The 5,878-nt window shown below is 39.4% G+C and carries 6 protein-coding genes and 1 pseudogene; 2 read left to right on the plus strand and 5 right to left on the minus strand.

Features of this window, described 5'->3' with window-relative positions; all coding sequences use genetic code 11:
* The first annotated feature begins 252 nt into the window (after positions 1-252).
* A complete protein-coding gene (locus AN391_RS19545) occupies positions 253-549 on the plus strand; it encodes a hypothetical protein (RefSeq protein ID WP_200910106.1) in 297 nt (98 codons plus the stop codon).
* A 72-nt stretch (positions 550-621) separates the two neighbouring features.
* A pseudogene (locus tag AN391_RS19555) lies at positions 622-1,802 on the plus strand (IS3 family transposase).
* Here the strand turns inward: AN391_RS19555 and AN391_RS19560 are convergent.
* The 5 genes from AN391_RS19560 to AN391_RS19580 form a co-directional block, all read right to left on the minus strand.
* The gene (locus AN391_RS19560) at positions 1,795-2,451 is read right to left on the minus strand and encodes a DsbA family oxidoreductase (protein WP_055016940.1); all 657 of its coding nucleotides are present in this window, start codon (positions 2,449-2,451) and stop codon (positions 1,795-1,797) included. The pseudogene AN391_RS19555 and the gene AN391_RS19560 sit on opposite strands and share 8 nt — an antisense overlap.
* 73 nt (positions 2,452-2,524) lie before the next feature.
* Positions 2,525-2,884, minus strand: coding sequence for an EthD family reductase (locus tag AN391_RS19565; RefSeq protein ID WP_055016936.1), 360 nt, complete (start codon positions 2,882-2,884; stop codon positions 2,525-2,527).
* Positions 2,885-2,926: 42 nt separating this feature from the next.
* Positions 2,927-3,727 (minus strand): SDR family oxidoreductase, encoded by an 801-nt coding sequence (locus AN391_RS19570; RefSeq protein WP_055016937.1) that lies wholly within the window; start codon positions 3,725-3,727, stop codon positions 2,927-2,929.
* Between the two features lie 144 nt (positions 3,728-3,871).
* Complete coding sequence (locus tag AN391_RS19575) at positions 3,872-4,693, minus strand: AraC family transcriptional regulator (protein WP_235576507.1); 822 nt, start codon at positions 4,691-4,693, stop codon at positions 3,872-3,874.
* A 114-nt stretch (positions 4,694-4,807) separates the two neighbouring features.
* Positions 4,808-5,317: a hypothetical protein gene (locus AN391_RS19580; RefSeq protein WP_055016939.1), complete on the minus strand. Its 510-nt coding sequence runs from the start codon at positions 5,315-5,317 to the stop codon at positions 4,808-4,810.
* Between the last annotated feature and the right edge of the window lie 561 nt (positions 5,318-5,878).

A 5,878-nucleotide genomic window follows, 5' to 3' on the forward strand; every position in this document is an offset into this window, starting at 1 on the left:
TGGGGCAGAAATGAGTTTGGCAACATCGCCTCTGTTAGATTCCAATCAGCACAGAAAGTACTACCTCTATAAGAACTATGCTTTAGTTCAGTTCACCCTTACAACCGCAGATATTAACCATTAAAGGAGATGTTACACTTTTAAGTATGCATAACAATAAAGTTTGATCAGTTACAATAATGTCTGATCATATACAATAAATATTGAACATTTTTAACCTCCTGCTAAGTTTAGCTTAGTCGGAGGTTTTTTATGTCAGATGCAGATAAGCCACTCAATAAGAAAGACCAAAAGCGTTTAGATGAAAAACGAGGCGAAGGGACGGGAAAGGACTATGTTTCTTTCATTAAAGTCGGAGAGTTCAGCAGTTCTGTCGAAAGCGTTCGTGTTAAAAGTGCTACTGTTGGCCGAGTTCATCACTTTTTCTCTGGAAATGAGCTTGCCGCATTTTTGGTGTTCGATTGGTGTAAAGAGGTCATCGACATTCGAGAGCAGTTTCCAATTCCTCTCGCTGACTCTTTAATTATTTGCCGCCAGCTAGGTATGTAGTGGCATAGTTAATTTGGCCACCCATTAAGAAAGAAATGTTATGCTAATAAGCATACAAATTTGGGTAAAAAAATGACGAAATTAAAACGCGCAACGTATTCTGCGGCAATCAAATTAGAAACAGCACAGCTTGTGGTTGATCAAGGCTACACGCAAGAAGATGCAGCCAAGGCTATGGGTGTTGGTAAATCAACTGTAAGTAAATGGGTCACACAATTAAAGCAAGAACGAAATGGCCAGTCACCATTGGCTTCACCAATGACACCCGAACAAATTGAAATCCGCGAACTTAAAAAGCAAATACAACGCATTGAATTAGAAAAGGATATATTAAAAAAGGCTACCGCTCTCTTGATGTCCGACTCCCTGAACAATTCTCGTTAATTGAGAAATTAAATCAACGAGAGCGTTACCCAATTAACGTGTTGTGTAGCGTATTTAATGTACATCGCAGCAGCTATAAATATTGGGCCATACGGGATACGACGCCAACACCTGAGCAAGTAAGGTTAGAAGCGGAAGTAAAGGCAATACATGCAATGAGTGGCGGTTCAGCTGGGGCGCGGACAATCGCGGCAATAGCAACGAACAATGATTTTGAATTGAGTCGTTATCGTGCAGCTAAGCTAATGGTTAAATTAAAGCTTGAAAGCTGCCAAGTACCTCAACATTCATATAAACGCGGTGGTAATGAACACCTTGAAATTCCAAACCTGCTTGATAGACAATTTGATGTTGTTGAGCCAGATACCGTGTGGTGCGGTGATGTGACGTATATTTGGGTAGGCAATCGCTGGGCTTATTTAGTCGTTATTATTGATTTATTTGCACGTAAAGTAGTTGGCTGGGCCATATCGTTGTCGCCAGATACTAATTTAACGCTAAAAGCGCTTGAACTCGCGTATGAAAGCAGAGGAAAACCGACAGGACTGATGTTTCATTCAGACCAGGGTAGTCACTATACCAGTTTAAAATATCGCCAACGTTTATGGCGCTATAAAATCAAACAAAGTATGAGCAGGCGCGGAAATTGTTGGGATAATGCGCCAATGGAACGATTTTTTAGAAGCTTTAAAACGGAATGGATGCCAAAAGTTGGATATGAAAACTTTAGAGACGCTAAATATAGTGTGAGTGATTATATCAACGGATATTACAATAATGTTAGACCACATCATTAAAATGCTGGTTTAGCGCCGAATGAATCTGAGATTAGATATCAATATTCTAAAACTGTGGCCAAAATTAGTTGACCACTACAGCCTTAGCTAATTCAGTTAATACTTGCTTATACGTATCCACTGATTGGGCTCCAGATATAGCACTCTCACGATTGAATACAATCGTTGGAACTCCTGATATACCCGTTTGTTTCCATTGTTGTTCCTGCGCTCGGACATGATTTCGCAGAATATCGTCATCAAGACATGCCATTGCGTCGTCAACATTGAGACCCACACTTTGCAGCTCTTGTTCGAGGATACTTTTGTTGGATATATCTTTTTGCTCGCTGTAAAACGAAGCAAATAATCTATTTTTAAGCTCGGTTTGCTTACCTACACTTTTTGCGTATTCTAGAAGAATATGAGCATCAAGCGTATTTACCGCTTTTAGTCCGTCAAAGTAGTCGAATTTAAATCCAACTTCTTCTCCAAGCTCTGCCATCTCTTTTCTGAAACGAATACTATCTTCCAGTGTGGTGCCGTACTTTCTTTTGAGGTGGGCACGTAAGTCTTCACCTTCAGGTGGCATATCTGGATTTAGCTGAAACGGTTGCCACTCAATCTTAATGTTATCTTCCATACCAAGCTCTTTTATGGCGGCATCTAAACGCTTATAACCGATAATGCACCAAGGACAAACCACATCTGAGACAATATCTAATTTGATCTTCTTGCTCATATTTATTCCCAATACTCCCATGACTTTCGCCTTTGATTTGTTTTACCAAAATAACTTTAAGCAGAACCCAAATTTATTGGCTATTCGTATCCTGCTTATTTTCACATTTGAAAACTGACGGTTTATATTTTTGCTCGCAAAGCTGGATTGTCGGAGCGGTATTAGTAAAGTTTGGAACATCGGTTTTTATCTTTTCTGCATTTGGGCCAAAAGCAGTTTGAAATGACTCTAAAGATTCAAATGAAATGGTACTGATTGCCACATATGGCGCAGCTTCGCCGGGAACTACACTGGCAACCCCTGCATCGACAGTTGCCCCTTTTACGGCCTCTCCCAACAGCTCTCCGATCATAGGAACATGTTTGTTGCAGTAGTAATCAAAATCAAAAATAACATCATCTTTATTTGGGTACAGTACGTATGCTTTAATCATTGTTTTACCTTTTCTTTAAGTTAAGTTTTAAGTAGTTGAGTTTTACATTTTGTTCTTAGGCATTGCTTTGCCAATCATTGACTCACCCATCGTGGCCTGCTTTTGGTGGGGAATTATTCCAGAAAGAATAGCAGTCATTCGATTTCGTTTACCGGGAACCACAACCGCTTTTTTACCTAGACCTTTGATAGCAATTTCTGCTACTTCCGCAGGGTCTTTTGCAACCATCGGTAATTTGGCCCAATCAACACCATTGTCCGCAGTCATCGGAGTGCTAGTTAGCCCCGGAGAAAGAACGGTTACATCAATACCCTTGGGCTTAAGCTCGCCATGAAGAGATGCCCCCAGCTGAAGAACATAGGCTTTGGTACCTGCATAATTTGAAAAATATGGAGAAACCATATGACCTGAAAGGCTTGAAACCATTAGAATGCCACCGCGTTTTCTTTCCACCATAGCGGGTGTAAAGTGGTGAGTCAGTTGCAATACCGAGGTAACATTAAGCTGCACCATCTGTAATTCTTTAGCTAACGATGTCTTAGCAAATGAACCATTTATTTCAACACCTGCTGCGAGTACCAACAAACCTATTTCTTGCTTCACCTGCTTAACTTTTTCAACCCCTTCAGTAGTAGCTAAATCTGCTGAAACAATCATTGTTTTAATTCCATAACGATCCGCAAGCAATGCTGCGTGCTCTTCAAGTTCTTTTTCTCGACGAGCAACCAAAACAATATTTAATCCCTTTGCTGCAATCTGGCTGGCCATTTCAGCACCGATGCCAGACGTTGCACCTGTGATAAGAGCCCAATCGCCATATTTTTCTTTAAAGCTGATACCCATAATTCGTTACCTTTATCTGTGTTTAATTGATGGGGTAATTATATGGAAATCAGAGAAGGTAGGCTCTTCAGAAAAGTTCAAATATTGCTCAGATTAGCTCAAACGAGCCAATCATAATCTGAATAGAAGGGATAAGTGTGGTTGTCAAGCTAAACGAAATTCAGAAGGAGATAGACCGGTTTGTCCTTTGAAGGTACGGTTAAAGGTGGAAATCGATTCGAAACCCGTTTCAAAAACGATGTCAGAGATACGTAAGTTATTATCTTTCAGTAACACCTTAGCTTTGTTGATTTTTAATTTGGTAATGTATTTCATTGGTGGTTCTGAATACACCTCTTTAAACTTACGTTTAAAGGTAGAAACACTCATATGACACAATGCCGCCAACTCATTCACACTCAGATCCGCATACAGATTACTTTGGATAATATCTTCAAATTTAGCAAAATTAGGTTTAAACATGGAAGCAAGAAAATCGAGTTCAGACGGGGCATTGGTTCTTTTCGCCATAAGAATGACAAATTCACGTAGCTTACTCTCGATAAGCAAATCATCCGCCAACTCTGGAGAGTCTAGCAATATGCTAATGCTGTCGCGATAGTGCTCAAGCAATCTATCCACTTCAACCTGCATAATATTATAATCAACCCTGTAGTTTGACTGGCTAATATCAAAGTTAAACAGTGACTGAAATATTTCAGGGTAAAGCAAGATGCCAATTGCTTCACCTACACCTTCATCATTATGGTAGCTGGTATTTTCATAAAAGTAGTTGGTGCATTTTGCTAGTACTCCGCAGTTTTTGTTCAATGAAACAGATTCTGTCTGCTCCCTGACGTTAAAATTACCATTCGTAACAAACGCAAAACAGGCTTCACTGTCTACAAACACACGCGGCATACGCTTGAAACTGGGGATATCTTGTTTTTGAAAAACAACACGTCCATTATATTTGATTGTTTTCATTTTTAAGGCACCGTTCATAACACTACGATTAGGATAAAGCAGATTAAAGATATCTACTCACTCGGCTTACTGACTAATAGATTCATCTTGTAACTAAAGTAATGATGGGTATTTTTAATGTTGTAATTTTCCCTGCTGAGCAAGAACTTCTGAAGCAATCGCAACTACGCAAAAGATACCACTAAACACACCAACCAAGGTCTCAAGTGTCCACATTTTTGAAAAACCATTAGAGAAGTCTTCGGGGTACTGCACTGCAATATGATCAAGTGTTGGGTACAGTGCGGCACTCATAATCATCAGACATATAAAACTCCACGCAAACAGAAATCCTCTTGCTTTATTATTACCAAAAATGAGCACGGTAAGTAGCGCTCCGGTTAAAAAGAACTTCGCCATACCAATCCATTTGCCAACAATTATTGGTAAACGTTGTAGTGAACCGTCTCCCATCATAGCTGCATCATAACCGGAAAATTTTCCTAATGCAGGGTGAGCTAAAAACATTGTAGAAGTCTGTGTCATCCACATGAGGCTGTCTACAATTTCATAAACGGTAAATATCGCGAGCCATACGAAGGTTGCACGGGCTAAATTTTTTGAATTGATTGATATTGTTTTCATTACGATTCCCATCATTGATTAGATGGACGAGATAATAGTAATAAGTTGTGCATTGGCACTTGTCAAATAAGGTCAAAAACTGGGCAGATTAGTCCAATGTTTCTTGAGTTTGTCATTGATTGTAGGTTATTGAAAATAACGTATTGAGTTTATCTTGATTGACAATACTTTGCATAAAGTGAATCTGACACCGAGGATCAGAGATGGAAGCTATTGTCCAATCTATTGTCCGGTTTCGTTTACGAGCGGCATCACCTGAAGTGGTGCCTTTCTGCTGTTTGGGAGATGAAAAACTTTATGATGGGTAGATTTCGCCCCACAAGCCAAACTTACTTTTGTCCAATAGTTTTCCAGAAATTGATCAAACTTTATTGTAATTCCTAGGGGCTAGCTGATAGCGATGTGCTTCAAAATGATCAATCTTTAGCTTTATTGCAGGCTATAAACTGCTTGAAAAGACACATTTCTGATCAAAATTTATTGTTATGCATACTTAAAAGTGTAACATCTCCTTTAATGGTTAATATCTGCGGTTGTAAGGGTGAACTGAACTAAAGCATA

Source organism: Pseudoalteromonas sp. P1-13-1a, assembly GCF_001401875.1.
Classification (GTDB): Bacteria; Pseudomonadota; Gammaproteobacteria; order Enterobacterales; family Alteromonadaceae; genus Pseudoalteromonas.

Excerpts from the sequence above, each read along its gene's own strand:
- AN391_RS19570 (WP_055016937.1), bottom strand. The coding sequence starts at position 3,727 with ATGGGTATCAGCTTTAAAGAAAAATATGGCGATTGGGCTCTTATCACA.
- AN391_RS19565 (WP_055016936.1), bottom strand. The coding sequence starts at position 2,884 with ATGATTAAAGCATACGTACTGTACCCAAATAAAGATGATGTTATTTTT.
- AN391_RS19560 (WP_055016940.1), bottom strand. The coding sequence starts at position 2,451 with ATGAGCAAGAAGATCAAATTAGATATTGTCTCAGATGTGGTTTGTCCT.
- AN391_RS19580 (WP_055016939.1), bottom strand. The coding sequence starts at position 5,317 with ATGAAAACAATATCAATCAATTCAAAAAATTTAGCCCGTGCAACCTTC.
- AN391_RS19545 (WP_200910106.1), top strand. The coding sequence starts at position 253 with ATGTCAGATGCAGATAAGCCACTCAATAAGAAAGACCAAAAGCGTTTA.
- AN391_RS19575 (WP_235576507.1), bottom strand. The coding sequence starts at position 4,693 with ATGAAAACAATCAAATATAATGGACGTGTTGTTTTTCAAAAACAAGAT.